A 25,085-nucleotide genomic window follows, 5' to 3' on the forward strand; every position below is an offset into this window, starting at 1 on the left:
CCTTCCCTTCTTCTATTTCTAGGTTAATTCTCTTCATCTAGTTTATCATAATTCCATTTTTTTGTTTAATCTAAAGCCAAACTTTTGACTCCTTTTAAATATTTTTCTTTGTTACTGTATCAAGATAATCATAAGAAATGGAATAACCAATGAATATACCATATAATAAAAATAGGCAGATGGTGGTGACAATCGTATCACCGCTCAATTGATTCAGAGCCGATATATTTGGGAAAATCGGCAGTAATACGTAAAAAACTATCCCCCATAACACTACACCAAATATAGCACTTGGCCACAATCCCCTTAATTTCTTTAACAGTAGATAATATATAATTGCTACTGCTAAAGATAATACACCAATTAAAATGATGGCAAGCAACTCCGCTAACCACCCATTTGTCCAATCTTGATTTAACCAGGACCTAATCATGAATGTTGCTGGAGATACAGATGTGAAATTAAAAAAACTAGCAAACCATCCCATAAACCCCCAAAAAAGACCACCTATAAAACCAGTCATAAGAGATTTTGTAATAATCGAAGTTGGTTGTTCTCTCTTATCTTGTTCCAACTGTTGTTTTTTTGTCAACATAATCACCTCTATATGTAGGATGACCATTATTTTTAACAATATGCTTTTTGATCACAAAAGAAAAATTATCTAATACTAGTGATTTGTTGTATTTTTTAGTAAAATAGACTAAAGAACTTTTAACACGTTCATTTTTGAATCTTATTAAAAAGTAGCATAATATCTGCATATAATTAATAGATTACGGAAATAATATATGATAGAAACGATTCGCCTAGCTATAAACAAAAATGATTTAAAAAACACTAGAAAGGGTGAAAGAAATGTTCCGTCATAAGTTTTCTATATGGATATATATCCTTCTCGGTATTGCTATTATTGGTTTAGGAAGTAAATTATTAACGAATCCAACAGGTTTCATTATGAATATACTCATTATCGCAGGTGTAGGTGCATTAATTTATGGTGCAATCTACTTTTTTATCCTTCGTAAACGTACAACAGATGATCTTAAAAAATATAAAAAGGCTGTTAAACAATCTAAGAACAGATATAAAAATCCACAAACTAAAAAGGCATCGACAGCTAATTCTATTAAAAGAAATCAACCTGTATTAAAAAAGAAAAAATACACAAAAAAAACAGATGCGCCACATTTACGTGTAATAGATGGAAAAAAACAAAAAAGAAAAGATCGAGCCACATTTTAGTGGTAAGTCTTTTCTTTTTGTTTGCTTTATAATCTAAGATACTTTTAAAAATACACAGTAGATTGAAAATACGACGTATCATACTGCTTTGGAAACTTTATTTTCTTAGGGCACAGCAGGAAAGGGAGCCCATTGAATTTGATCCGCATGTACGTTAAGTCGGAATATATAGTTAATTTTATGATTAATTAGGCCAATGTGTTAAAAATGACGTAGCTCTTTTTCTACCAAATAGGATTAAATCCATTTTTGCATCTTTAGACAATGATAAGTCAGACACATCAACTTCTTTCACTGGTATGAATAGCAGATCTTCTGTATGTTTTTTTGAGATATATCTAGCATCATGTGCCAAACGCATTGTTGTAACCAACGCTTGTGATAGATTAAATGCATTGGTTATTTTTTTCTCTGCGATTTGGTCATAGGACGCACTTAAATTCATACCTAATAATGGCCTCTTTCTAATAGAACGATCTTTATCAAAAATCCACATCGGTGTGTTACTTAATAATGCGCCGTCAACAATAACACTTTTTTTGTTTTTATTATTCACTAATTTTTTCGGCCGATAAAAATAAGGTAGGCTTGCGCTCATTCTAATAGCAGTTGCAATTAAAAAACTGTCAGGCTTAATTCCATATAAACGTTGTAAGTCGTCTGGTAATACGACAATTTTACCTAAAGACAGGTCTGCAACAACTACTTTTAAACAATCATTCGGAAGATCACGAAAGGTATATACATTCTTATCAGCTAACTTTTGATATAACCACTTTTCAAAAGCATCACCTTTATAAATACCCATCGTAAAATACAATGACAATACTTTCCAAAAAGGCATGCATTTATCCATTATGCTTGTATCCATGAATTGCTTTAAATCTAATTCCATTAGCATATTTTTTATTTCTTTCACGGTATATCCTGCTGCAAGCAAGCTCGCTAAGATTCCACCCGCCGATGTTCCGGCTACACGTTCAAACGCAAAACCCTTCTCTTCCAGTACCTCTAACGCACCAATAAAGGCAAAAGCTTTGACGCCTCCTCCTGAAAAAACACCATCAATTTTCATGATAACCTCCAACATGTGTTTATTCTATATATAGGAAAAGGTGCGTTATTTTAGAACTATAAAAACTATTCAACAGACACAACCATATCTAATGCATTTATTGGCACTTCGGTTGTTTCTAATTGATAAACAACATTATCATTCATCCAAATAATATTAACTTCGACCGAATTACCACCCTCATCGTATGCAACGAACACATATCCAACAGTTGGTGCAGGTAAAAGTTTTCTTTCTAGGAATTCAACAATTTGCGTCGCAATATTCTCAATATCCATCTTGTCAGATATCATAGAAGATACTTGTAGAAACCATCTTCCTTCTTGCCAGTTGACACTCTCTCTTAAGTTATCTTCTGCATACTTACCAAATATATCGAACCCAAGATCTAATGTCATCTCTTCTCCAGACTCAACATTTATTGAATCAGTATTATCGGTAAATTCTTCATCTAGACTATTAGAATCTTCTTCATAATCCTTAGCAGAGAAAGTTGCGATTAATTCTTCATCTTGACTTCCCAATTGAGAACGATTAATTTCAGTAGACTCATTAACTTGATAATATAAAATCTTATAACTGGTACTAGTGTTCTCTTCAATATACCCGTTTAAATAATTAGGGTCATCAATGGGAAATGTTGTAGGTGTAATAGCATTTTCCATCTCCAGCATAGCTTTTAGGTCGTAAACTACAGCTTCTTCTGTATAATTTTCAGGTTCGGCTATATTAGCTTCTTCTATTTCTTCATTTGAAACTATATTAGGTTGTTGTTCTGGTTTTGATGCATTCTGATTTGTATCGTCCCAATTTAGTAATAATATCAAAAATAATCCAGCTGTAATTATTAATCCAAAAATAGGATACCAAAATATCTTTTTCTCTTCAGAAAACTTTGTCACTAATTTATCTTCTAATTCTCTTCCAAATTCATCTCTTGGTTCTATCTTGTTATACTCTTTTTTTAAACGATTTAATATCTCTTCTTCCTTATTCTGATTCAAATAACCCACCTCCAGACTTTATATCTTGCTCATAATCTTCTAACAGGGTTCTTAGTTGCTTTAACGCTCGATGATACGTCACTTTCACTTTTGACTCAGTCCAATTCATAACACTTGCCGTTTCTTTAACTGAGAAACCTTGCATGTTCCGGAGTACGATAACCATTCTATAACCGTGTTTAAGTTCATTCAATTTTTCGTATACTTGACCTAACTCATCTTTCTTTTCTATTTTTTCTTCCGTGCTTTTATCTTTAAAAGGAATAATGTGCGACAGAAAGTCTTTTAACTGTAATTGTCTGCTTTGTTTGCGAAAATGATCCATAGAAATATTTTTTGCTATTGTGAATAACCATGTTTTCATTGATGCATCACCTTTATACTTTGAACTAGTATTGAATAGACGTATGAACACTTCTTGTGTTAAATCTTCAGCATCTTCTTGTGATCTCGTAAATGACATAATAAATCGATAAACATCTTTATAATAAGTTCGATAAATAATTCGAATTTCGTCTTCATTCCATTGCAACTGGTTTCACCTTCTTTGCTATATTTTATTAGACGGTTTAAATCAATTTTCGTTACAAAAGAGGTATATCACACAAAAAAATCACCAGTCCATCTCATATGATCGGCTGGTGATTCTAATCTATTCTGTTAAACCTTCTATGGACATCTCTTCTACAGTTGCTGTTTGCTCATCACGAACTTTTACTTGCATTATAACTTCATCACCTTCTTGTAAAAATACAGCTAAAGGTTGATTACTCGCATTCAATCTGTAGATTGTTTCTTCACCCTCTAATAAAAATTGAACTACTTGACTCGTTTCATTTGTTATAACAAGCACACGAGACACCACACCACTCCTTGGCTCTGCTTCAACATCTTCAGTTGATTCAACTCTACCAGGATCTTGTTGTAAAGCAATACGATATGCGTCTAATGTACCTTCTGCTGTATCTCCAAATACGACAAAGTCAGAATCAGATGCATCTATATAAGCATAATGTTTAAATAGCCCATTAGGATCTAATACATTTACTATCCACGTTGGATTTCCATCGATATTATATAGAATTGGCATCGAGCCTTCCCAGTTTTTTTCTGGAAACTCTTTATTTACAATTTGTTTTGCCCCTTCACTATCCATGATCGCATTATTAATATCTCCATTATAATAAGTTAATGTTCCTGTTCGTGCATGGATCAATGTATAACCTAATGCGGAATCGATATTTTCTTTTGGAGAAGTCATGTCAGTAAAATAATACATTTCCCCAGTTTCATCAAAAATAGGTGTGACACTTTTCTCTGTTCCTGAATCATTCGGAATACGAACATCCTTTTTACCAAAAAGACTATTAAACCAACCATGAACATAGTTTCCAAAGTATTCATTTTGTAGTGCAGCCATTTCTGAACTAATAGAACCCTCGATAAAATCTGGCGCATCATTCGTTCGATACAATGATACTTCACCATTAACTGGATCTACAACCGCTACCTTTTGATCAGTCATATTTGGTTTATTGGTAATCTTAATCGGCTGATACAACGTTTGTACGTACCATGGTTTCCCTTGATCATCTACTTCTATTTGCGCTTCTCCACTCTGCATATAATGTGGATACTGATTATAAATAACACGTTTAACGTTGTCATTGAAATAACTTGAGTTTGTATAGGTCATCTTACTATCCATAAACTCAGGTTGAGCGTTAACATTTGTCGCAGATATTTTAAAATAACCCTCTGTTTCATTTCCTCTTATATATTTCCAAAATCCAGTGAATTCTAACGGTGCAATATAAACAATTTCTTCATCAATTTTTTGAACTTGTAATTTACCTAAATCATAAAATTGAGGATTTGGTACAACACTCATTGCTTTCTGCATCTTATTTCTAGCGGATTCTGGTGCGACTGCAATCGGTGTATCTTCTTTACTCAAAGGTTCTGATTGATCTTGTTCTTCTTTGTCAATTGATTCATAGGAATCATCCAATGCGAAAAATCCGGCTATAAAAACAATTGGTAGTGCAACTATTACTAATATAAATACAAAACCAATAATTGAATTTTGTGGTGCTTTGTAGCCTCCAACTTCTCCAATCATAACAAGTAATGAAGCTGTCGTTATTACCCCTACAAGTAAATTTGATAATAACATATTTGGAATTGTAATCGCAGGCATGATTGCATAAATAACGATACTAAATAAAATAAATCCAATTATAAATATGGAAACACCATATTTGAATGTGGCCTTTTTATTTTTTTTCGTAATTAATATTGTAAGCAAAACGAAAAGATATAATATAAATGATATAGCCGTGGTAATTAATACGCCTAGCATGTAGACATCTCCCTTTTTTAATTGTCTTATATTAAGATATACGGATTATGTTTCAATTAAGTTTCAACATTTCGTATTTTCTTGTTTTTAAAAAGATATTCAGAAAACTGTGTAAAAGTAGTGTTCATAATAGAAGATTAACCAAATTAAAAACAGAAGAAATACGTATATTCACGAATTCCTTCTGCTTTAAATTAATTATAATTCGTCATTCTCTTTATGTAATTGCTTTAGTTCTTCTGCTCTGGTTGGATTTGTTTCAAAGTATTGGACTAAATCACCAATTCGATCAATAGAGTTCCAACTTAAATGATGTTCTATTCCTTCTACATCATGATAAATATTTTCTTTATTTACGCCAATTATTCCTAAAAATTGTTCTAACAACTCATGTCGATAAACAAGACGCTTACCTATTTTTTTACCTTGAGGCGTTAAAATCAATCCTCTATATTTCTCATAATTTAAGTACTCATCTTTATCAAGTTTTTGAACCATCTTAGTAACGGAGGATGGGTGAACTTCTAGAGCTTCAGCAATATCTGAAACACGTGCATAACCTTTTGAATCAATTAACATATATATTTGTTCTATATAATCTTCCATACTAGGTGTTGGCATGGTAATCCTCCAATTCTTCAATTCCCTTTAAAGCCTATAGTAAAAAGGATACAATAGTTTTGCTGTCTACACAAGCGATTTTCTTTGTCAGGAATTTTTTTAAATACACAAACAATTATACTATTTTTAGATATCTCGTATCAATGAAAGAATTTTTTTGGAAAAAATGATATAATTGTCGTACAATAGAATATGACTTTTATAAAACGGGGGAAGTAAAATGGAATTGTATATCTTAATTGGTATATTAATAGCGCTAATCTTATTTAGTGTCTATAGATATCTTAAACAACGACGCATACTAAAAACGATTTCCGAAGAGGAATTTCGAGAAGGGTATCGTAAAGCACAACTAATCGATGTAAGAGAACCAAAGGAATTTGATGGTGGCCATATTTTAGGAGCACGTAATATTCCACTAACACAATTGAAACAACGAATGAATGAATTACGTAAAGATCAAGCTATATATCTATATTGTCAAAATGGCTCAAGGACTGGACGAGCTGCAGTAATGCTTCACAAAAAAGGGTATAGCGATTTAAGTCAACTTCAAGGCGGTTTTAAAAAATGGTCTGGGAAAATTAAAAAATCAAAAAAAGCAAGTTATTAACTATACGGAAACCCCCTTCAGATCTGAAGGGGGTTTCACGTTTAAAACTCGTATTTTAATATCGGTTTTCTAGCTGCTGTTGTTTCGTCCATGCGACGAACTATTGTTGTATGTGGCGCATCTTGAACATGTTCCGGATTACTCTTTATTTCCTCTGCTATTTCTATCATTGTATCAATAAAGCCATCTAATGTTTCTTTTGCTTCCGTTTCAGTTGGTTCAATCATCATGGCTTCCTCTACATTTAAAGGAAAATAGATAGTTGGTGGATGATAGCCAAAGTCCAACAATCGTTTAGCTATATCTAATGTTCGAACACCTAATTTTTTTTGTTTTTTACCTGATAAAACAAATTCATGCTTACAATGTTGCGAATAAGGTAAATTAAATACCGTTTCTAAACGTCGCATCATATAATTAGCATTTAACACAGCGTATTCACTGACCTTTTTCAATCCTTCTGCACCCATTGTCCTTATATAGGTATAAGCACGTACATTGATTCCAAAGTTACCGTAAAACGGCTTCACTCTTCCTATTGAGTGTGGACGATCATAATCTAACACATACTGACTATCACGTTTTGTCAACACGGGTTTTGGTAAAAATCGTGCAATCTCTTCAGATACACCAACAGGTCCTGAACCAGGTCCACCACCGCCATGGGGACCTGTGAACGTTTTGTGTAAATTTAAATGAACGACATCAAAACCCATATCACCTGGTCTTGTATATCCCATTATCGCGTTTAAATTTGCACCATCATAGTATAATCGACCACCAACTTCATGAATGATTCGTGCCATTTCGACTATCTCTGTTTCAAATAAACCTAATGTATTCGGATTTGTTAACATTAGCGCGGCTGTATCCTGACCTACAACACTTTTCAAATGATCTAGGTCTACTAATCCTCGTTCATTTGTTTTCACTGTGACAGCTTCAAATCCTGCCACAGATGCTGATGCCGGATTTGTTCCATGTGCTGAATCTGGAACAATTACTTTTGTCCGGTTAAAATCATTGTTTCCTTCATGAAATGCCCGGATCATCATTAAACCCGTCCATTCACCTTGCGCACCTGCTGCTGGTTGTAGGGATACATCATGCATCCCAGTAATTTCAGCCAAAGATGTTTGCAAATCATACATAACCTCTAAAGCTCCTTGTACTGATTCTGGATCTTGATAGGGATGGATATGACTAAAACCTTCTAATCGTATAACATCTTCATTCATTTTAGGATTATATTTCATCGTACATGATCCAAGTGGATAAAAACCCGAATCTACACCATAATTTCGACGTGATAATCCCGTATAGTGACGGATAATCTGTAATTCACTTAGTTCTGGCAAATTAGGAGAAGTAGTCCGAATATATGCAGGATCTAGTAACGCTTCGATATCCGTTTCTTCTACATCTAACTCAGGTAAACTGTGACTCGTTCGACCTGGCTTACTTAATTCAAATATTAATGGATAATCTTGATTATGCAATGATTACACCTACTTCCACAGCAAACAGATTAATTTCTTCTTTTGTACGCATCTCTGATACAGCAAGTAACATATAACCTTTATAAGATTTATCAACTAGAGATAAATCATATCCTCCTAATACACCCTTTGCTAACAATGCTCGATTTGCTTTTGCAACATCATGCTTGATATTAATAACTAATTCATTGAATAAAGCACCTTGATAGACAACCTCTATTCCTTGTTGTTCAAGAATTTTTTTAGCATAGTACGCTTTTTGCATGTTAAGCCAAGCCATCTGCTTAATCCCGTTCTTACCTAATGAGCTCATCGCAACAGAAGATGCCAATGCATTTAATGCTTGATTTGAACAAATATTAGAAGTTGCTTTATCTCTTCTAATATGTTGTTCTCGAGCTTGAAGTGTAAGAACAAATCCTCCTTTTCCATCCTCATCTAGTGTCTGTCCAACTAATCTTCCTGGAACTTTACGCATTAACTTCTTGGAAGTTGCAAAGTAACCACAATGCGGACCACCAAATTGTGCAGGAATTCCAAATACTTGTGTATCACCAACAACAATATCAGCACCAAATGCACTTGGAGGCGTCAAATAACCTAGTGCTAAAGGATTACTAGATACGACAAACATTGCTTTACTATCGTTAATAACTTGTCTTATAGCAGCTAACGGCTCAATCTGTCCAAAAAAGTTTGGATATTGAATCACAACACTTGCTACAGTTTCATCTACTAACGTCTCAAGCATATCCAGATCCGTTAATCCATTTTTTTCGGGTATTTCAATAATTTCTATCCCTTGTCCTTTGCCATATGTTTCTATTACTGCTCTAGATTCAGGATGGACGGTCTTTGACACCAATACTTTTTTTCTTTTCGTTTGTGCTGCACTTAGATTAGTTGCTTCCGCTAATGCAGTTGGTCCATCGTACATCGAAGAATTAGCTACATCCATACCAGTTAGTTCACAAATCATCGTTTGAAATTCAAAAATGGCTTGTAGTTCTCCTTGCGAAATTTCGGGTTGATATGGTGTGTATGCTGTGTAAAACTCCGATCTAGATATAACATGGTCAACTACAGATGGAATGTAATGATCATAAACACCAGCACCTAAAAATGATGTGTGTGTCTTCGTATTTACGTTTTTCTTTGCTAAAGCAGATAACTCCTGCATTAACTGCGCTTCATTTGCAGGTTTTTTTAACTGTAGATCTTTCTTTAAACGTAATTGGTCAGGTATATCTTTAAATAGATCATCTGTAGTAGCCACACCTATTGTAGCTAGCATTTCCTCTTTATCCTCTTGCGTCATTGGTAAATAGCGAAATTCCATTTTTTCTCCCCCTTATCCCCTTTTATAAAACGGTGTAGCGACTACTTTGGCTTGCACTTCTTTTTTTCTAATTTGAACTGTTACAAGGTCTCCTTGTTTTGCATAGTCAGTTGCTATTAATGCTAAACCAATATTTTTATTTAAAGTAGGTGATTGTGTTCCACTCGTAATAAAACCTATTTTTTTCTGTTGACATAAAACTGTGTAACCATGACGTGGTATTCCTTTATCGATCATTTCTAATCCTACTAATTTACGTGGTGGACCTTCATTTTTTTGTTTTAATAATACCTCTTTACCAATAAAATCGCTTGTTTTATTGGTTTTAACTGCAAAGCTAAGTCCCGCTTCAATTGGCGAAATGCTTGAACTCAGTTCTTGACCATATAAAGCTAAATTCGCTTCAAATCTTAATGTATCCCTCGCTCCAAGTCCAATTGGTTGAATTCCCACATCTTCTCCAGCTTTGATAATTGCTTTCCATAGCGCAACACCACTTTCTACTCCAATGTATATTTCAAAACCATCTTCACCCGTATAACCTGTTCTTGCTACGAGTGCTTTTTCCTCAATGCCACTAAAAAACACATTTTGTGAGAATTCAAAAAATTTAATGTCAGATAATTTCGTATCTGTTATTTTTTGTAACACTTGTTCTGCCTTTGGGCCTTGTATAGCTAATTGAATGAATTTATCGGATTGATTCGAGATTGTTACCTGTTCAAATTTATGTTTCAATAACCAGTTATAATCTTTATCTATATTTGCAGCATTTACGACTAACAAATACTTCTCTGTGGCTAATTGATAAACAATTAAATCATCCACTGTTCCACCATCTGGATAACACATAAACGTGTATCGCGCGTGATCTGGTGTTAATTTTGAGAGATCATTTGTTAGCATCATTTGTAAGAAAGGTTCAGCATCTTTTCCCTCTACAAGTATTTCACCCATATGCGATACATCAAACAATCCGACATTATTTCTTGTTGCATGATGCTCATTTTTAATACCAGTAAAATGTACCGGTAATGCCCATCCGCCAAAATCGATTGTTTTAGCATTAAATTTTTCATATTCGGAGAACAATGGTGTCTTCTTCAATTCTTCCATTCACTCAAAACCCCTTTCAATCTTATATTAGACAAACAAAAAGACAGGTGAAATTATCATACTCATGATAATTTCCCTGTCCTTGTACCAGAAAGATTCATCCATTTTTTAAATGGACTTGCTTCTTGGGTAGTTTATTCACTGATAAACATTCTCCAGAGTTGCGTCAGATAAAAGTCTTTTGTGCCTGAGAGATTCGTATTATATACTTGCTCCTTCGGCGTCACTATTTTAGTGAGCTCTCCTATTATCTTCATTCGCTTGTAAAATTATTAAATTTGGACATACTAGAATTCACATCGTTTTTTACTTTAATTTAACATGATTATAGCATAATTACAGAGTAATGGCGAATGAAAAATGCAATAAATCAAAAATAGTTCGGAAGGTGGACTTACGTGGAAATTGAATTAAAAAGAGATATGGAATTTATTGAGCGTTTAGAGGAAAAATTAGAAACTGATGGTCCATTTAGCTCATGGGAATTATTCCATTTATCTTATCAAGCAGCATTAACAACTTTAACCCATGATTTTTCTGGATTACAAGCACCTAGATTATTACCACACGTTACTTTTTTATCACATCAATTAGCATGTGCTGAACAAGTTGTAGAAGAAATGAATGGGAGAGCTATTTTAGCCGATGAGGTAGGTTTAGGTAAGACGATTGAGGCTGGACTAATATTAAAAGAATATATGATGCGTGGTTTAGTAAAAAAAGCATTAATTCTTGTCCCTGCTTCATTAGTTAATCAATGGGCATTGGAATTAACTCAAAAATTTTACATTCCGGTTGTAACGACAAGAAAACGACCAATATGGGACCAAGACAACATTGTAATTACTTCAATAGATACAGCAAAACGAGATCCACATCGAGAGATTATTCTACAACAAAAATACGACTTTGTATTAGTAGATGAAGCACATAAATTAAAAAATCATCAAACAAAGAACTACCAATTTATTCGTTCTTTACAAAAAAAATATTGCTTGTTATTAACTGCTACCCCTATTCAAAATAAATTAAGTGACATTTTTAATCTTGTCTCTATATTAAAACCCGGATTTCTAGGAGATTACCAAACGTTTGCAGAAAAGTTCGGTAAAAACATTAAAAATCTTGATCAGGATATACATCTCAAACAACTCGTACAAAAAGTAATGGTACGAAACCTTAGACAGGATACGGGTATTGATTGGACAAAACGTAAAGTAGAAACAATCCAAATTGAATTTACAGATGCAGAGATGCAAGCATATGAACAGTTGAAAAAAATCACTATGGAAGCACAACATTTTTCTGCAATTACTTATTTACGTGAGTTATGTTCCTCACGAGAAGCTTGCTTCCTTTCAATTAAAAAAAGTTTAGAAAAAAATAATGACGGTACAAATGTAAAAGAATATACAGACTTTTTAACACAACTGGGAGAATTGCCAAACCATTCGAAAGCATTAAAAGTGGTTGAATTAATCAAACAGTCAGACGAAAAATGCATCATATTTACTGAATACCGAGCCACTCAAGTCTATCTACAATGGATCTTACAACAAAATGATATTACTTCTGTACCATTTAGAGGTGGCTTCAAACGTGGCAAGAAAGATTGGATGCGTCAATTGTTTAAAGATAAAGTACAAGTATTAATTGCAACAGAAGCTGGCGGTGAAGGAATCAATCTACAATTTTGTAATAAAATGATTAACTATGATTTGCCTTGGAACCCGATGCGCTTAGAACAACGGATTGGCCGCATTCATCGCTATGGTCAAAAGAATGATGTACAAATTTATAATTTTGCCATTAAAAATACAATTGAGGATCATATTTTACGACTATTATATGAAAAAATTCATTTATTTGAACGCGTTATTGGGAATTTGGATGCTATTCTAGCAGATTTACAATTAACAAACCTCGAGAATGAGATGGAAAAAATTTTTAAGGAGTCACAAACTGATGGAGAAATAAGAATAAAAATGGACAATTTATCTGCAGTTATTTCTGATGCGCAATTAACTTATGATAAGGAGAATTCACATGGCAATCGAGAATCTTCATAATTTCCTTCATGACTTTTTTATCGCTAATCAATGCACAATAAAGGAGAATAAAGATGGCATATTAGCTATTAAACTCACAGATAAAATGGATGAATACATCATGAATCGTCCATTTTATTGGCAATATATAAAAAAAATCGGTCAAAAAGGAGATCCTGGATCAATCACTTTCTTGACAGATCCCAGATTGGAGGAAAAAGAAGCAGAGATAATTCACTTTGGTAGTCCAAGATTGCAGCAAATTTTTCGATTAGTAAAAGATCAAGGAAAAAGTGTTCGACTCTATCAACAACTTGCTGTACAACAGCAGACAGCTTTAATACCATGGCTTATCTTAAATATAAAAATTAGTTATATTGGCAAGCAAAAAAGAGAAGAAATCAAATCAATCGGTATCCATATGATTAACGGTGCCATGCTTGATAATATAATGGACACGATAAATCAAATTTCCTGGCATAACACCATACCTGATTATTGCTATAACTTGAGTCCATTAATTCGCCTGAAGAATAGTTACCAACGTGTTATTCACTATCTAGAAAAAGATCTACTTGAAAAACAGCATGATTGGGCACTTGAATCATGGAAATTCATGCAAGAAGAAAAGAAACTATTAGATTACTTTTATCAATCTGATGCTGCTGATCAACTAGTACATTTTGAAAAAGAATCCGCAGCAATTGAGGATTTGTATCAACCTCGCATCACAATTGACATTATTAATGGAGGTGTCTTTCATATTAGTCAATCTACTTCAAGTAGCATATTAGAAGGAAACGTATGATAATTACTCGTTATTTTTGTTTTTCCACAATTTTATGGAAGCAGGTAATAAACCAAACCATTTATCAGACAAAGGTGGATTGCCTTGTTTCTCTTTTTTGCGCGCTTTTCTTTGCTTTTCACGTTCAGTTTTAGGTTTATCAATATAATTCATGAATTCTTCGGTCAAATATTTTACTAGCTCAGTTCCAGACATAAAAACTATCCTTTCTTTTGTTTTATGTCTAGGATGCCCTTAAAATCATTTATCTATAAGCGTAATTATTTCTGTTACTATCTGATTCGTTGACTTACCATCCGTATTTACAATTATCGATGCCGCTTCGATATATTTACCTTCACGCTTATGTAGTAATGCTTGTTTATCTACATCTTGATTATTCCATATCGGTCTACCAGTATCACCCTTCAACCGATTCATTATAACTTCCCAACTCGTTTGCAAGTATATTGTTTGATTTTTTTTTAATTCTAAAACATTATCAGGCGTTTCGATAATACCTCCACCCGTTGAAACAATGCAATTAATTTTTTCCACTTTTCCTAATATCTCTTGTTCATATTCACGAAAAGTTTTCTCACCATATTTCAAAAATATATCTTTTATCTTCATTTGATAATAAAGCTCAATCATTTTGTCCGTATCCTGTACAGCTAAATGTAATTTTGCACCAAGTCTATTAGCAATTGTTGTTTTTCCGCTTCCCATAAAACCAATTAAATATATACTATTCATTATTTACTCCTTGTTCGAACTAAATTTGCGTTCATTATATCACGATTCGTAAAAAAATTCGATTTCACGAAAAAAATTTGTTAGTTTTTTCAATATGTAAAATCAAAATCCGACTAAAACAAAATTAAATATTACCTAACTAAATAGGAATAGAAACTCATTTTTAGGTACTTTGAAACATTTAAAACGCTCTTGCTTTATTGAAAATAGCTTTGTATAGTAACATTATAAAGTGAGGTGAACCTATTGAATCCTGCGGCAATTTTTTCAAATAAATTATTATATGCTGCTTTAGATCTTGCTGCATCCGATATTCATTTTTGTCCTTTTACTTCAACAGTGAAAATATATTTTCGAATTCACGGAAAACGCATATTTCATTATGAAATTGATTTAAAACAATATCAAGTTTTAGTGAGCTATTATAAGTTTACAGCTGGAATGGATATTGGTGAAACCCGAAGCCCCCAAAATGGTGCAATTACATTTCATTATAAGCAGCAGACAATATCACTTCGATTATCGACATTACCTGTTAATTGTTCAGAAAGTCTAGCTATCCGTTTATTACCTCAACAAGAAGCAATTTCATTAAATCAATTATTTCTATTTCCCTATCAATTAAATAGTATAAAAAAATGGATTACCAATCGAAGTGGTGTAATTTTATTCACTGGCCCGACAGGAAGTGGTAAAACTACCACTTTGTATGCCTTATTACAAGCTTTGTTACAAGAACAATCTTACCAAACCATTACGTTAGAAGATCCAATTGAAAAAGAAATTCAAGACTTACTTCAAGTTCAAGTAAATGAAAAAAGTGGGATTACTTATCAAGCTGGGTTAAAGGCAGCGCTTCGGCATGATCCTGATATTCTTATGGTTGGAGAAATTCGTGATGAAAAGACGGCTCAATTTGTTTTTCATGCAGCTTACACTGGACACCTCGTTTTATCTACATTACATGCAAAAAATGCCTTTGGTACTATCCATAGATTAAATGAAATGGGCATAAAACAGACTGATTTAGAACAAAACTTAATTGCTGTTGCGGCTTTAGAATTATTTCCAGTGTTAACAAAAGGTCAACTTCCTTCTCGAGCAGCCATTTTAGAATTACTAGATGGAGAAGTACTCCAGAAAGCAATAACTGGAACAACTGATGAAACAAATCCTGAATTTCATACTTTTAATCAGTTAAGGAGGAAAGCCGTTGCCTACGGATATGCGAAGCAGACATAAACCATTTTGCCTTAAGAGATCTACTGCATTATCTTTAGATGAACAAAATAAGTTTTTAATACGATTAACTCGTTTATTAGATCATCATTACACATTACTTGATGCTCTAGTCGCCATGCAGTGGAATCCAAAATGGGAGAAACACGCTAAGGAGATTATCGTTACATTAAAAGAAGGTAATTCTATTACTTTAGCATTAGAACACGCCAAATTTGACCCGAAAATTATATCGTTTTTGTTTTTTGCAATGGCTCATGGTGATATTAGAAAAGCCTTAAAACAAAGTATCCAGTTAGTTAGTCAACAACTAACGTTGGTTCAAAAGTTTCAACAAGCTATGCGGTATCCTCTTGTTCTATTCATCATGTTTATTCTACTTTTATATTTCATTAAAACATCTGTATATCCTTCTTTTATTCAATTATTCTCATCTACTACATACACCTCAGATTTAACACTATTTTCAATCCGACTAATCAATGTTTTATTTACTATATTTGCTTTTGGTTTTCTTGCCATATGCTTATGTTTTATTTATTGGACACTAGTAAAAAAAAACCTAGCAATTGAAACGAAACTTATATTTTATGAAGGTATTCCGTTCATAAAAAAATTCATTCAATCACATACAACTTTTCTATTTTCCATACATTTAAGCTCATTGTTACAAGCTGGACTATCTTTAAAAGAGTGTTTTGAAATTCTATCAAAACAAAAACAGCTCCCCCTTCTAAGTTACTATTGCGATATTTTAATGCAAGGTTTGCAAAGAGGACAAGCTATCTCAACTATTCTTCCAAGTTGCACACTTCTGGAACATGACATTAGTGCTATTTTCCAAAAAAATGTTACAAACGACATGCTAATAAAAGATTTAAAAATGTATGCCGATTTTTTAATAGAACTTATTGAAATTAAAGTAAAAAGAATAATTGCACGTATTCAACCCATCTTTTTTATTGTGATGGCTCTAAGTATTATTTTTATTTATCTCTCTTTACTTTTACCGATGTTTCAATTAATAAATACGATTTAGGAGATGGTTAAAATCAGAAATGAAAAAGGATTTACATTAATTGAAATGCTAATTGTTTTAGCGGTTATTACGACACTATTAATTTTATTAATACCTAATTTAGCTGATAAAAATGAAACTGTACAAAATAAGGGTTGTGCTGCATTAATCCAGATGACAGACAATCAATTGGAATCTTACAAAATAGATCATGGCGCCTATCCTGCTACAATTTCTATCCTTGTCGATGAAGAATATATCCAATCCGACACTTGTTCCAATGGAACGAAACAAATTGTATATGATGAGGGAGAAGCAATTAATCATAAACTTAAAACAATTGCTGTAACTAAATGATCGTGAGAAAGGAAAGTGGCTTTACAATTGTTGAGTTACTTATTGTATTAAGTATTCTTTCGGTTTTACTTATAATTGGAACTAATCTCCACATAAAAAGCTATCAAAACTATCAATTTAACCAATGGCATCAAATATTTGAGAGTGACATACTGTTTATGCAAAAACTATCAATCACATCTATGGGAAATGTCTACATGCTAATAAAACCGTCATCACATAATTATGAAATTAGAAGTGGCGGTTTAGGTGAAATTATAATTAAACGTCCTATTCCTGAGGAATGGGAGATAAAACTACACACATTATCCATGCCCTTAACTTTTTCACCTAATGGGACAATTCAGCAACCAGGGAGGTTTCAAATTATAACACCTACTACTCGCTATGATATTACTTTCTCTTTTGGAAAAGGAAGGAGTTATCTCATTGAGAAATAAGCAGCAAGGATTTATTTTAACTGAATTACTCGCTTCTTTTAGCATTCTAATGATGATAAGTTTCACATTGGTACCAATCATATTGCAATTGAGCATCGAACAGAATATCTTGTTTCAAAAAAGAGATATACAATCATTTCTACATGATGAACTTCAAATCTTCTCAGCTAATTCAATATCAAACCAAAATGTAAAAAAAGAGAGAATTTATAATAATGAAGAAGTTACTCTTATATTTAGAAAAGAAGGTCCATTGTGGAAAGGATGTGCGATATGGGACAATGTTAAAAATCAATCAGAAGAAGTCTGCTTGTACTATTATCCAAAGCAATGAGAGAGGTTTCACACTTGTAACAATCTTGTTTTCACTGGCAATTATCAGTACAACGTTAGCGTTAATTCCAACAATTTATCGTTTAATTGATCAGCAATCCTATACAGATGAATTATCAATCCGACAATTCTTCCATTTCTTAAGTAATGAGATACACGAAAATGATTTTAACTATGTACAAGCGAATACGATATATGTAACAAAACAAACTGGAGAAAAAATCGCAATCTCTTCCTATCAAGACATGATTAGAAAACAAACGAATCAAACTGGACATGAAATATTAGTTGGAAACATTCACACATTTATTGTTGAAGAATTAAGCTATGGAATACACGTGACGATAACAACAATTACAGGAGAAATTTATGCAAAAACATTTACCTTTTACTAAAATTACTCAATCAGAAAGCGGATTTTTATTTCCTTATGTCTCCTTTGTTGCGGCAATTATTTTATTAAGTGTTATTACTGGTATTACCCTCTATGCAAATAACACAAAAATGACTACATTACAAATGGAGCAAATCGAGTTAGAAACATTACATCAAATGGCTTATCAAACATTAGTCAGTGAACGGAACAAAAATAATTCTAACCCTGACAAAGAAGTAATTCAATATGAATTTCCAAATGGGATAGTCAAAATCACTTATGATGTACTTGAAAATAATGCAATGCGATACCAATTTGAAGCTACTACATTATCAGGGAATAGAAAATTAAGTAGATATATACTAAAGGAATGAATTCATTACGAAATTCATGCATAAGAACCACGCAAATAGTTAAAGATAACGAATGTAACTTGATGGGCTATAGCCAAGCGGTAAGGCAGCGGTTTTTGGTATCGTCATTCGTTGGTTCGAATCCAGCTAGCCCAGTATTATACCTACCTCTATTTTAGAGGTAGGTTTTTCTTATTACTTAAAATAAGAGCTAATCATTGACTGTTTAATGTTTGGAGTAGATCTTTACTATTGCTAGACAGTCTTTTAGAAAAACTACTTTCTATAAGATTTAAGTCGGAATAATCATCAACTGCGACATAACAGAATTTCCTGACCCGCTTATCAAGTGCAATTGATTCCCTTTCCACAGGCACGGCTTCAGCTATCTATAGAAGCGATCTTTGCTTCTATAGATAGCTGAAGTTGTGCCCACGGAAAGCGAGACCATTTACTTCCGTAGCGGGTAATAAAGTCTAACTACGTCACAGTTTCTCTCAAGTTCGTCAGATGAAATACCTTAATGCTTACGAAAAAGGTTCGAAATTTCTTCCTTATACAAAGACCTATTTGTCAGTTTCACTCTACGAATTTGAATAATTAAGATATAAATGGATTATGCATTCGCTCTTCTTCTATTGTTGTAATTGGACCATGTCCTGGATAAACAGTGAATTGTCCGTCTAAAGTAAAAAGTTTTTCTTTAATACTTTGAATTAATTGTTTACTATTTCCTCCAGGCAAATCTGTTCTTCCAATTCCATTTTGAAATAAGCAGTCACCCGAAATTAATATCTTGTCCTCTGAGAATATAAACGAGACACCACCTGGTGAATGCCCAGGCGTATGTATGACGTCAAAAGAAAAGTCACCTATTTTCATCTTACCTGTTGTAATCAAATTATCTGCAGGTTGACAAGAAACATTATCCACTGGAAATAAGGCAGAACCATTTAATTGAGGCTCACCCATCCAATCTTCTTCTGCTTCATGTAAGTAAATAGGGATCTGATAAAAACCTCTAATACTTTCAACCGCACCAATATGGTCAAAATGAGCATGTGTTAATAAAATTGCACTAGGTGCTAGCTCTTTTTTTCGTAACCATTCTCGTAATATGTCACTATCACCACCAGGATCTATAATGATAGCCTCTCTCTCTTTGTAAATCACATAACAATTTGTTCCTAATTGACCTAAAGACATACCATGAATCTGCATTTTATTCACCTTTTTCATTTATTTTTAATAAACACTCGACAAACGACTAATATTATTCTAAACTGTGGAAGGACATTTATTACTATCTTTTAATTAAAATTATCAAGCATTATTTTTGCGAAAGGGAGTTCAGTAAATTGGTACTTGCATTTATACTAATTATTATAACATTACTATGTGGATCTGCTCTTTGTCGAGAATTAAAATCCAAAAACATTTCGGCAACACTAATGACAGGTTCATCAACCATATTGTTTGGATTTTTATCGATCTCAACCATTATAACAAGCTATTTTCAATAGTTAGTAATACAAAAATACCTTATCTCATTTGAGATAAGGTATTTTTGTATTACTCTTTCTCTTCGTAACCAAAATCATAAAAACGGAATAAATCTCCATAAATAATCTGATCTGAATACGATAATTCTTTTTGAACTTGCTCTGATATTGGTTGACATGCACTTACTTCCGATTCACTATCATCTTCACTTAGTAGACTAGACGTTTCTGCTGAAAGTAAGTCTCCAGTTTCGCGATTAAAACATTGATCTTTCGTATAGATATACTCATCGCTTATAAAGCTTCCATCACGCAATGCTACATAGTCTTTTCGATCTGCACCAAATAAATCAACACCAAAGCTAAGGTCTTCACTATCATCAATACCTAATAGATTTAAAAGTGTTGGTTTTATATCTATTTGACCACCTATTTCAGAAACTACATCTCCATCTTCACCAGGAATATGAATATAGAGTGGTACGCGTTGTAACTGTATATGGTCATAAGGTGTGATCTCATCTTTATCTAAATACTCTGCCATTGCTTTATCATGAAAATCACTAATTCCGTAATGATCCCCCATTAGAACAATAATAGAATTTTCATACTCACCAGATTCTTTTAAATCAGTAAAAAAGGCTTCAACAGCTTCGTCTGTATAACGTACTGTTTGAAAATATTGATTTAACGTTTTTGAATTTGAATCAAATTTATCTATCGTAGCATCTTCTTCATCTAAATCAAATGGATAATGATTCGTTAACGTAATAAAACGTGTATAATATGGCTCTTCTAATGCTTGTAAATATTTAATCGATTGTTCAAAGAATTCTTTATCCTTTAATCCCCAACCAACTTTATTTTCATCAGTAACTTCATATGAATCCACATCATAATAGTGATCAATACCGATATTATTATACATTACATCACGATTCCAGAAACTTTTATTATTTGAGTGTAGTACTGCAGACGTGTAACCTTCTTCTCCTAGAATCTCAGGTGTCGCATTATACTCATTTTGACCATGGGTGAAATAAACAGCACCACTAGGTAATGGATATAAACCAGTTTCCACTAAGAACTCAGAATCTGACGTTTTACCTTGCTCCGTTTGATGGTAAAAATTCTCAAAATAATAACTTTCATCAATTAAGTCATTTAGAAATGGAGTAACTTCTTCTCCATTTAACGTGTTGTTAATCACAAAACTTTGAATGGATTCTAAAGAAATAAAAATAACATTTTTACCTTCTGCAATACCCGACATTTCATTTTCTTCTTGATTTGCAACATTTTCTTCAATATAAGCTTCAATTTCAGGTAATTCATTACCATCTGCAAATACCCGTTGTGCTTGTGACTTGGATTGTTGTGCAATATCATAGATGTGGTAATTAAAAATACCTATATTTTTAACTAAATACTCACGGTCAAAAGTTCTTTGTAACAATTGTGGGCGTTCAATCTCTGCTAATACATAGTTACCTAGTAAAAATGCAAGAGATAGACTCAACGCAAGTATTTTCTTGCGTTTAATATACACTGCTGACAATGTACCACTGTACCTCTTACTCAGATACCAAATAACACCAAGGTCAAGAAATAGCAAAACATCTGGTAGATGCATTAAAGCCAATACACTCGTTCCTAAATCAGCTGCATTACTTCCTTGAAATAACATTGGAATTGTAATGAAATCTGAGAAGTTCCGATAGAATACTAGATTAAAGTACAAAATTAGTGATCCAATCAGTGCCGTATATTTAATTATTTTCATTTGTACTTTTTCTTTAAACCACACACTTACTGCGAATATTAAAAATGCTGACACAAATGGATTAATCAATAAGATGATCTCTTGCATGATATTGTCTAATTGAATATTGAAGATAAATCGGTAAACAATATATGTCTTTGCACCAAATAATAAGCTCGCAATTACGTATAGCGGTACATTATATTTTTTTTGAAGCATATTTATAACTTCCTCCTAGCCATATTCTATTATTTATATTTTAAAGTTTAATTTACATTCTCAACTTAAATATTATATACCACAAGTGCAAATTAATAAACCCTTAATATATAGACGTATTGAAAGACAAAAGGTTTCAATGTTTTTTACATTAAATTAATAATAACCTATTTTATTAGAAAAACCTAAAAAAATAAACCCTAAAACACGGATTTATTTTAATATATTATGTTAATGTAAATTGTTTGAGAAGAAAATTTGATAGAAAATAAAATAATTATTTTATTCTTGTGCTTGCTTCACTAAATAAGCTCCACCTATAATTCCTGCATCATTACCTAATGTTGCAATAACAAACTCGCAAGCTTCGTCTATACGAGGTAACGTATACGATTCAAAAGCACTGCGTAGTGGTTTTAGTAATTCTTCTCCCGCTTTTGAAACGCCTCCTCCTATAACAATTATAGATGGATTAATCATTGTTGCCATATTTGCAATTGCTAATCCAAGAACATCTGTCACTCTATCAATAATTTCCTGTGCCGCCTTATCTCCGGATGTAGCTAATTCAAAAACATCTTTCGCTGTCAACTCTTTTAATTTAGAACGGTCGTTTAAAGTTGTGGTTGAACCAGACTGGATAGCATTCTTTGCTTGTCTAACAATTCCTGTTGCTGATGCCACTGTCTCTAAACAACCATTTCTACCACAATTACATGGACTTCCTCCTGGTTCAACTGTAATATGTCCAATTTCTCCTGCAGTGCCATTAACACCATTGATCACTTTTCCATTTGCAATAATACCACCACCAACTCCAGTTCCTAGTGTTATCGCAATTAAGTTATCTGCTAATCTACCAGAACCTTTCCAATTCTCTCCAACAGCTGCAATATTTGCATCATTATCAACGATTACAGGTAATTCTGATAATTCTTTTAATATAGCTGCTAATTTAAAGTCCTTCCAACCTAAATTTACTGCTATAGATACTTCACCAGTTTTAACATCAACAAATCCAGGCGCACCAACACCTATTCCCAGTATAGCTTTCTTATCTATATCTAATTTCTTTAGTTTTAGCTTAATCGAAGTCCAAATATCAAGGGGAATATTTTTAGCGTTATCATCTTTATTCGTTTTAATTTCCCATTTTTCAACAATTCTTCCGTCTGTTTTAATTACACCTATTTTTATTGTAGTTCCACCAATGTCAACACCTATTAATAATTGCTCACTCATGCTACCACCCTTTCAATTCTTTAATTTTGCCATTTCTTGTCTTAATAACAAAATCGCCATTTGATAATCTGCAATAGAAAGACATTGCGCTTGATACAGCTCTTTTATCTCAGCTTCCATTAATTCTAAATCTGCTAATCGGTCACCGATGTAAATAATTGTTCCAAACTTTTTTAACAATTGCTGTATGTCATAAATTGTTTTCATATAATCACCTATCTTATTATAACAAATTTAAATGGCAATATATCAATAAATAAAAAAAAGACCTAGATCAATTTTATCGATCTGGGTCTTGTGGGTCTAAGAAAGTTGGTCTTCTACTTTTTAATGGTACTGGTGTCCGAATAAGTACATCAAGGAAAGCTTTCGGTGAAAAGGGAATGAAAGGCCACATGTAACCAGTTTTAAATGTATTCATTCGAATTAGGTACACTAACCATCCTGTTACACCTATAACGTATCCTATTGCACCAAAACTTGCCGTGGTAAGCAGTAATAACATACGAACCAGCCTATTTGCTAAACTTAACTCATAACTTGGAGTTGCAAATGTCCCCATCACTGCAATTGATAAATATAAAACGACCTCACTTGAAAACAATCCCACTTCCACCGCTACTTGTCCAATCATGATTGCTGCAACAAGACCTAATGCAGTAGCTAGAGTTGTTGGTGTGTGAATGGCAGCCATCCGAAGCATATCAATTCCAATCTCAGCTATTAAAAATTGAAGTAATAAGGGAATTACACCAGCCTCACTTGGGCCGAAAAAGGCAAGCTGTTCTGGTAATAAAGCTGGTTCCATAGAAATCAAATAGTAGAAAGGTAAAACGAAAATAGAACTAATAACAGCAAAAAATCGTACAAAACGTAAATAAGCACCTACCAAAGGTTTTTGTCTATATTCCTCTGCATGTTGTAAATGATGCCAAAACGTGGCTGGTAAAATCATTACACTTGGCGAACCATCAATAATCAAAATGATGTGACCTTCAAATAAATGTGCTGCAGCCGTATCAGGACGTTCCGTATAACGAATGGTTGGATATGGATTCCAATGTCTACCACTCAGATATTCTTCAATTGTTTTCTCAGCCATTGGCAGACCATCTGTATCAATCTTTTTAAGGTGATCTTGTAATAATTTCACTTTTTCAGGATCTGCAATATCCTCAATATAACAAACGCATATATCGGACTTCGAACGCCTTCCTATACTTGTATAAGCCATTCTTAATGAACGATCACGAACACGTCTTCTCGTCAGTGCTGTATTAAAAATAATTGTTTCAACGTATCCATCTCTTGATCCACGTACAACCCTTTCTAAATCTGGTTCTTGTAGTCCTCTAGTAGGATAAGTTCTGGCATCAATTATGATGATTTTATCGAGTCCCTCAATTACTAAAGCAGTTGGTCCTCCAAGTACTGTATCTCCAGCCTCAATCAAATCATCAACCGTTGCTAACTCAACATATGGTATATACGTTTTTAAAAGTTTAATCAGTGGATCTGGTTTAAGTTTCTCTTCGTCTAAATCCGCCAAAAAGCGCATCAGATATAACATAATGTCATCTTTGACAAAGCCATCGACCAAGAACATTGCCATATCCTTACCAGCATAATGTAAATCTAATTGAATAATATCAAAACTCTTTTCAACACCCAGGTAATCATGTAAATAGTCCACATTATCAGCAAATGACTTACTTAAAGCCTTATTCTTGTCCATAACGACACCTTCATTCTATGTAAATATATTAGTCATCTAATAGT

At 33.0% G+C, this 25,085-nt stretch carries 27 protein-coding genes, 1 tRNA gene and 1 riboswitch; of the genes, 12 read left to right on the forward strand and 16 right to left on the reverse strand.

Annotated features, from left to right (window positions below; all coding sequences use genetic code 11):
* Positions 1–94 precede the first annotated feature (94 nt).
* On the reverse strand, positions 95–595 hold the full coding sequence (locus D2K60_RS17065) for a YqhR family membrane protein (protein WP_117169249.1): 501 nt from the start codon (positions 593–595) through the stop codon (positions 95–97).
* 263 nt (positions 596–858) lie between these two features.
* On the opposite strand from D2K60_RS17065, the gene D2K60_RS17070 reads away from it, so the two are divergent.
* Positions 859–1,245, forward strand: a complete 387-nt coding sequence (locus D2K60_RS17070) for an SA1362 family protein (RefSeq protein WP_117169248.1) — start codon at positions 859–861, stop codon at positions 1,243–1,245.
* 184 nt (positions 1,246–1,429) lie between these two features.
* Here D2K60_RS17070 and D2K60_RS17075 read toward each other — a convergent pair whose 3' ends face one another.
* The 5 genes from D2K60_RS17075 to mntR all read right to left on the reverse strand — a co-directional run bounded on the left by D2K60_RS17075 (position 1,430) and on the right by mntR (position 6,307).
* A complete protein-coding gene (locus D2K60_RS17075) occupies positions 1,430–2,320 on the reverse strand; it encodes a patatin-like phospholipase family protein (RefSeq protein ID WP_117169247.1) in 891 nt (296 codons plus the stop codon).
* 65 nt (positions 2,321–2,385) lie between these two features.
* The gene (locus D2K60_RS17080; RefSeq protein ID WP_117169246.1) at positions 2,386–3,324 is read right to left on the reverse strand and encodes a hypothetical protein; all 939 of its coding nucleotides are present in this window, start codon (positions 3,322–3,324) and stop codon (positions 2,386–2,388) included.
* Positions 3,311–3,856, reverse strand: coding sequence for an RNA polymerase sigma factor (locus D2K60_RS17085; protein ID WP_117169245.1), 546 nt, complete (start codon positions 3,854–3,856; stop codon positions 3,311–3,313). The genes D2K60_RS17080 and D2K60_RS17085 overlap by 14 nt, the downstream gene beginning before the upstream one ends.
* Before the next feature lie 120 nt (positions 3,857–3,976).
* The gene (locus D2K60_RS17090) at positions 3,977–5,686 is read right to left on the reverse strand and encodes a DUF2304 domain-containing protein (protein WP_117169244.1); all 1,710 of its coding nucleotides are present in this window, start codon (positions 5,684–5,686) and stop codon (positions 3,977–3,979) included.
* 198 nt (positions 5,687–5,884) lie between these two features.
* Positions 5,885–6,307, reverse strand: a complete 423-nt coding sequence (mntR, locus tag D2K60_RS17095) for a transcriptional regulator MntR (RefSeq protein WP_117169243.1) — start codon at positions 6,305–6,307, stop codon at positions 5,885–5,887.
* 220 nt (positions 6,308–6,527) lie between these two features.
* Between mntR and D2K60_RS17100 the strand changes: the two genes are divergently transcribed.
* Positions 6,528–6,920, forward strand: a complete 393-nt coding sequence (locus D2K60_RS17100; RefSeq protein WP_205418587.1) for a rhodanese-like domain-containing protein — start codon at positions 6,528–6,530, stop codon at positions 6,918–6,920.
* Positions 6,921–6,961: 41 nt separating this feature from the next.
* Here the strand turns inward: D2K60_RS17100 and gcvPB are convergent, their stop codons facing one another.
* Genes gcvPB through gcvT form a run of 3 tightly spaced genes read right to left on the reverse strand, consistent with a single transcriptional unit; the run spans position 6,962 to position 10,874 of the window.
* Positions 6,962–8,419 (reverse strand): aminomethyl-transferring glycine dehydrogenase subunit GcvPB, encoded by a 1,458-nt coding sequence (gene gcvPB / locus D2K60_RS17105; protein ID WP_117169242.1) that lies wholly within the window; start codon positions 8,417–8,419, stop codon positions 6,962–6,964.
* Entirely contained in the window at positions 8,412–9,758 is a 1,347-nt protein-coding gene (gene gcvPA, locus D2K60_RS17110; RefSeq protein ID WP_117169241.1) for an aminomethyl-transferring glycine dehydrogenase subunit GcvPA, read from the reverse strand. The genes gcvPB and gcvPA overlap by 8 nt, the downstream gene beginning before the upstream one ends.
* Positions 9,759–9,770: 12 nt before the next feature.
* Positions 9,771–10,874 carry a glycine cleavage system aminomethyltransferase GcvT gene (gene gcvT, locus D2K60_RS17115; RefSeq protein ID WP_117169240.1) on the reverse strand — a complete coding sequence of 368 codons (1,104 nt, stop codon included), beginning with the start codon at positions 10,872–10,874 and terminating at the stop codon, positions 9,771–9,773.
* A 164-nt stretch (positions 10,875–11,038) separates the two neighbouring features.
* Positions 11,039–11,131, reverse strand: a riboswitch (glycine riboswitch).
* A 141-nt stretch (positions 11,132–11,272) separates the two neighbouring features.
* Here gcvT and D2K60_RS17120 point away from each other — a divergent pair.
* The gene (locus D2K60_RS17120) at positions 11,273–12,943 is read left to right on the forward strand and encodes a DEAD/DEAH box helicase (RefSeq protein WP_420818811.1); all 1,671 of its coding nucleotides are present in this window, start codon (positions 11,273–11,275) and stop codon (positions 12,941–12,943) included.
* Complete coding sequence (locus D2K60_RS17125; protein ID WP_162880726.1) at positions 12,921–13,730, forward strand: YqhG family protein; 810 nt, start codon at positions 12,921–12,923, stop codon at positions 13,728–13,730. The genes D2K60_RS17120 and D2K60_RS17125 overlap by 23 nt, the downstream gene beginning before the upstream one ends.
* Before the next feature lie 3 nt (positions 13,731–13,733).
* Here D2K60_RS17125 and D2K60_RS17130 read toward each other — a convergent pair whose 3' ends face one another.
* Positions 13,734–13,925, reverse strand: a complete 192-nt coding sequence (locus D2K60_RS17130) for a YqzE family protein (protein ID WP_117169238.1) — start codon at positions 13,923–13,925, stop codon at positions 13,734–13,736.
* Between the two features lie 45 nt (positions 13,926–13,970).
* Complete coding sequence (locus D2K60_RS17135) at positions 13,971–14,465, reverse strand: shikimate kinase (RefSeq protein ID WP_117169237.1); 495 nt, start codon at positions 14,463–14,465, stop codon at positions 13,971–13,973.
* 246 nt (positions 14,466–14,711) lie between these two features.
* On the opposite strand from D2K60_RS17135, the gene comGA reads away from it, so the two are divergent.
* The 7 genes from comGA (at position 14,712) to D2K60_RS17170 (ending at position 18,737) form a co-directional block, all read left to right on the forward strand.
* On the forward strand, positions 14,712–15,707 hold the full coding sequence (gene comGA, locus D2K60_RS17140; RefSeq protein WP_117169236.1) for a competence type IV pilus ATPase ComGA: 996 nt from the start codon (positions 14,712–14,714) through the stop codon (positions 15,705–15,707).
* The gene (locus D2K60_RS17145; RefSeq protein WP_117169235.1) at positions 15,679–16,743 is read left to right on the forward strand and encodes a type II secretion system F family protein; all 1,065 of its coding nucleotides are present in this window, start codon (positions 15,679–15,681) and stop codon (positions 16,741–16,743) included. Before comGA ends, D2K60_RS17145 begins: the two co-directional genes overlap by 29 nt.
* Positions 16,744–16,746: 3 nt before the next feature.
* Positions 16,747–17,079 carry a competence type IV pilus major pilin ComGC gene (gene comGC / locus D2K60_RS17150; RefSeq protein WP_117169234.1) on the forward strand — a complete coding sequence of 111 codons (333 nt, stop codon included), beginning with the start codon at positions 16,747–16,749 and terminating at the stop codon, positions 17,077–17,079.
* Complete coding sequence (gene comGD, locus D2K60_RS17155) at positions 17,076–17,519, forward strand: competence type IV pilus minor pilin ComGD (protein ID WP_117169233.1); 444 nt, start codon at positions 17,076–17,078, stop codon at positions 17,517–17,519. The genes comGC and comGD overlap by 4 nt, the downstream gene beginning before the upstream one ends.
* A gap of 215 nt (positions 17,520–17,734) precedes the next feature.
* Positions 17,735–18,247 (forward strand): competence type IV pilus minor pilin ComGF, encoded by a 513-nt coding sequence (comGF, locus tag D2K60_RS17160; protein ID WP_117169232.1) that lies wholly within the window; start codon positions 17,735–17,737, stop codon positions 18,245–18,247.
* Positions 18,222–18,602, forward strand: coding sequence for a hypothetical protein (locus D2K60_RS17165; protein WP_117169231.1), 381 nt, complete (start codon positions 18,222–18,224; stop codon positions 18,600–18,602). Before comGF ends, D2K60_RS17165 begins: the two co-directional genes overlap by 26 nt.
* A 63-nt stretch (positions 18,603–18,665) precedes the next feature.
* Positions 18,666–18,737 (forward strand) — tRNA-Gln (locus D2K60_RS17170).
* Positions 18,738–19,181: 444 nt separating this feature from the next.
* On the opposite strand, the gene D2K60_RS17175 is transcribed toward D2K60_RS17170, so the two are convergent.
* A complete protein-coding gene (locus tag D2K60_RS17175) occupies positions 19,182–19,802 on the reverse strand; it encodes an MBL fold metallo-hydrolase (RefSeq protein ID WP_117169230.1) in 621 nt (206 codons plus the stop codon).
* Positions 19,803–19,939: 137 nt separating this feature from the next.
* Between D2K60_RS17175 and D2K60_RS21375 the strand changes: the two genes are divergently transcribed.
* Positions 19,940–20,104 (forward strand): DUF2759 family protein, encoded by a 165-nt coding sequence (locus D2K60_RS21375; RefSeq protein ID WP_162880725.1) that lies wholly within the window; start codon positions 19,940–19,942, stop codon positions 20,102–20,104.
* 49 nt (positions 20,105–20,153) lie between these two features.
* On the opposite strand, the gene D2K60_RS17185 is transcribed toward D2K60_RS21375, so the two are convergent.
* From D2K60_RS17185 to D2K60_RS17200, 4 genes are all read right to left on the reverse strand, one after another.
* Complete coding sequence (locus D2K60_RS17185; RefSeq protein ID WP_117169228.1) at positions 20,154–22,064, reverse strand: LTA synthase family protein; 1,911 nt, start codon at positions 22,062–22,064, stop codon at positions 20,154–20,156.
* A 282-nt stretch (positions 22,065–22,346) separates the two neighbouring features.
* Positions 22,347–23,306 (reverse strand): ROK family glucokinase, encoded by a 960-nt coding sequence (locus D2K60_RS17190; RefSeq protein ID WP_117169227.1) that lies wholly within the window; start codon positions 23,304–23,306, stop codon positions 22,347–22,349.
* Positions 23,307–23,318: 12 nt separating this feature from the next.
* Entirely contained in the window at positions 23,319–23,513 is a 195-nt protein-coding gene (locus D2K60_RS17195; RefSeq protein WP_117169226.1) for a YqgQ family protein, read from the reverse strand.
* 73 nt (positions 23,514–23,586) lie between these two features.
* Positions 23,587–25,041 carry a spore germination protein gene (locus D2K60_RS17200; RefSeq protein ID WP_117169225.1) on the reverse strand — a complete coding sequence of 485 codons (1,455 nt, stop codon included), beginning with the start codon at positions 25,039–25,041 and terminating at the stop codon, positions 23,587–23,589.
* Positions 25,042–25,085: the final 44 nt, after the last annotated feature.

Source organism: Paraliobacillus sediminis, assembly GCF_003426055.1.

Coding starts and splice junctions, on each gene's coding strand:
- D2K60_RS17135 (WP_117169237.1), bottom strand. CDS start 14,465: ATGAATAGTATATATTTAATTGGTTTTATGGGAAGCGGAAAAACAACA.
- D2K60_RS17125 (WP_162880726.1), top strand. CDS start 12,921: ATGGCAATCGAGAATCTTCATAATTTCCTTCATGACTTTTTTATCGCT.
- D2K60_RS17185 (WP_117169228.1), bottom strand. CDS start 22,064: ATGCTTCAAAAAAAATATAATGTACCGCTATACGTAATTGCGAGCTTA.
- D2K60_RS17090 (WP_117169244.1), bottom strand. CDS start 5,686: ATGCTAGGCGTATTAATTACCACGGCTATATCATTTATATTATATCTT.
- D2K60_RS17175 (WP_117169230.1), bottom strand. CDS start 19,802: ATGCAGATTCATGGTATGTCTTTAGGTCAATTAGGAACAAATTGTTAT.
- D2K60_RS17065 (WP_117169249.1), bottom strand. CDS start 595: ATGTTGACAAAAAAACAACAGTTGGAACAAGATAAGAGAGAACAACCA.
- gcvT (WP_117169240.1), bottom strand. CDS start 10,874: ATGGAAGAATTGAAGAAGACACCATTGTTCTCCGAATATGAAAAATTT.
- D2K60_RS17100 (WP_205418587.1), top strand. CDS start 6,528: ATGGAATTGTATATCTTAATTGGTATATTAATAGCGCTAATCTTATTT.
- D2K60_RS17195 (WP_117169226.1), bottom strand. CDS start 23,513: ATGAAAACAATTTATGACATACAGCAATTGTTAAAAAAGTTTGGAACA.
- D2K60_RS17075 (WP_117169247.1), bottom strand. CDS start 2,320: ATGAAAATTGATGGTGTTTTTTCAGGAGGAGGCGTCAAAGCTTTTGCC.
- D2K60_RS17200 (WP_117169225.1), bottom strand. CDS start 25,041: ATGGACAAGAATAAGGCTTTAAGTAAGTCATTTGCTGATAATGTGGAC.
- D2K60_RS17130 (WP_117169238.1), bottom strand. CDS start 13,925: ATGTCTGGAACTGAGCTAGTAAAATATTTGACCGAAGAATTCATGAAT.
- D2K60_RS17070 (WP_117169248.1), top strand. CDS start 859: ATGTTCCGTCATAAGTTTTCTATATGGATATATATCCTTCTCGGTATT.
- D2K60_RS17190 (WP_117169227.1), bottom strand. CDS start 23,306: ATGAGTGAGCAATTATTAATAGGTGTTGACATTGGTGGAACTACAATA.
- D2K60_RS17165 (WP_117169231.1), top strand. CDS start 18,222: ATGCAAAAACATTTACCTTTTACTAAAATTACTCAATCAGAAAGCGGA.
- mntR (WP_117169243.1), bottom strand. CDS start 6,307: ATGCCAACACCTAGTATGGAAGATTATATAGAACAAATATATATGTTA.
- gcvPA (WP_117169241.1), bottom strand. CDS start 9,758: ATGGAATTTCGCTATTTACCAATGACGCAAGAGGATAAAGAGGAAATG.
- comGD (WP_117169233.1), top strand. CDS start 17,076: ATGATCGTGAGAAAGGAAAGTGGCTTTACAATTGTTGAGTTACTTATT.
- comGF (WP_117169232.1), top strand. CDS start 17,735: ATGAAGAAGTTACTCTTATATTTAGAAAAGAAGGTCCATTGTGGAAAG.
- comGC (WP_117169234.1), top strand. CDS start 16,747: ATGGTTAAAATCAGAAATGAAAAAGGATTTACATTAATTGAAATGCTA.